The sequence below is a fragment of the Enterorhabdus sp. P55 genome (assembly GCF_009911695.1).
Taxonomy (GTDB): domain Bacteria; phylum Actinomycetota; class Coriobacteriia; order Coriobacteriales; family Eggerthellaceae; genus Enterorhabdus.
Map to the genome: position 1 here is coordinate 1 of NZ_QWKK01000225.1, position 1,483 is coordinate 1,483.

Sequence of the window (1,483 nt, forward strand, 5' to 3'; positions counted from 1 at the left end):
CCGGCGCGTTGGGGCGGCGCTCTCACGCGCCGGGGAGGGGTTCGGAGGCGTGGCGGGGGGGGGTGGGGCGGGCGCCCGGGCGCTCGTGCTACGGGCTAGTCTTCGAAGTAGAAGAGTTCCTCGAACGTTCGGTTGAGTGCTATGGCGAGGGTGAGGGCGAGCTTGGCGGTGGGGGAGAACTGCCCCGTCTCGATGCTTGAGATGGTCTGCCGGGATACGCCCACCAGGCGCGCGAGCTCCGTTTGCGAGAGGCCGCAAGCCGATCGAGCCTCGCGCAGGCGGTTCTTCAGGACGAGGTTGTCTTTTCGCGAAGGCATGGCGGCGAATGGCGAAGGCGGCGCGCGGGCGGGAGGGACGCGGCTAGAGCGGCAGCGCGCCGACAGCCGCCAGGTAGCCGACTGTCCACCAGGCGCTCCCGACGAACCAGACTATGGCCGCCGCCAGCAGCTCACGCCGGCGGGCTCGGCGGTACTGATAGCCGCTGAAGACGCCCATGCCGAGGAAGGCGACGGCCATGAGGTCGCCGTTGGGTTGATGCAGAAAGAGGGATTTCACCAGGTCGAGCACGATAGCCAGGAGCGCGACGGCGAGAAGCGCCCGCTGCGCACCGCCCTCGCGGACGCTGCGATCGCGCTCGTCGTCGCCCACGTTGTCCATCCGGCTGAGCAGCAGCACCTTCTCGCGATCCATGGAGGCCCCTTTCGACGTCCCCATCATAGCTTGCCAGTTGCTTGATGTAAAGAAAACTTGGCAGAATGGGAAGAAGCTGCGCGCTATCTCGAGAACGAGTGTTTCACGTGAAACATTGTTAGCCGGAGATAATTATCAGCGAGCTTGGGCGAGGGCGACCTTGCGCGGAAGCGCGTGCGAGTGTTTCACGTGAAACGCTTTCGGGCGGCGCTGGGCCTTGGCCCGGAATGGCCCTTCGCCTTTGGGGCGAGCCTTCCGGCCGTCGCCGTGCCGGAGGCGCGGGGTCGGGCCTGGACGCAGAACGGCCCCCGGAGTGCGGGGGCCGTTTTGTCTTCTGGAGCCAACGAGCGGACTCGAACCGCTGACCTGCGCATTACGAGTGCGCTGCTCTACCAACTGAGCCACGTTGGCGTGGCGCTTCTCTCGAAGCGAAAACGTAGTATAGCGAATCGCCCCGTCGCGTGCAAGGCGGCAGCCGGGGAATGTCCGCGTCTCCCGCATGGGCCCCACCTCGGTCCCGCCCTCGTCCTGGTTCCCGCGCCCTCTCCGACACGCCTCCTTCTTTCGTTTTCTCCGTCCCTCTGCTCTGGGCTGCCGATTGCTTCCGCTCCCTTCTGCTCTGACCCCCGCTCTCTTCACGCCACTTCCTACATTCCTTTGTCTCTGCCCAGGCCCCCCAGGCCCCCAGGCCCCCCAGGCCCCTGCTCTTTGCTTCGCCCTCGCTCCTTTTTTGCCTTCCGCATTCCGCCGTCCGTTTCGATCCGCCCCCGCCCCCTCGTCCTCCTGCCCTCCC

The 1,483-nt window shown here is 66.6% G+C and carries 2 protein-coding genes and 1 tRNA gene; all 3 read right to left on the reverse strand.

Annotated features, from left to right (window positions below):
* Window positions 1-95: 95 nt before the first annotated feature.
* Window positions 96-317: a helix-turn-helix transcriptional regulator gene (locus D1643_RS10950; protein ID WP_160710636.1), complete on the reverse strand. Its 222-nt coding sequence runs from the start codon at window positions 315-317 to the stop codon at window positions 96-98.
* A 43-nt stretch (window positions 318-360) separates the two neighbouring features.
* Entirely contained in the window at window positions 361-690 is a 330-nt protein-coding gene (locus D1643_RS10955; protein WP_160710637.1) for a DUF6442 family protein, read from the reverse strand.
* A gap of 335 nt (window positions 691-1,025) precedes the next feature.
* Window positions 1,026-1,101 (reverse strand) — tRNA-Thr (locus D1643_RS10960).
* Window positions 1,102-1,483 lie beyond the last annotated feature (382 nt).

Excerpts from the sequence above, each read along its gene's own strand:
- D1643_RS10955 (WP_160710637.1), bottom strand. The coding sequence starts at position 690 with ATGGATCGCGAGAAGGTGCTGCTGCTCAGCCGGATGGACAACGTGGGC.
- D1643_RS10950 (WP_160710636.1), bottom strand. The coding sequence starts at position 317 with ATGCCTTCGCGAAAAGACAACCTCGTCCTGAAGAACCGCCTGCGCGAG.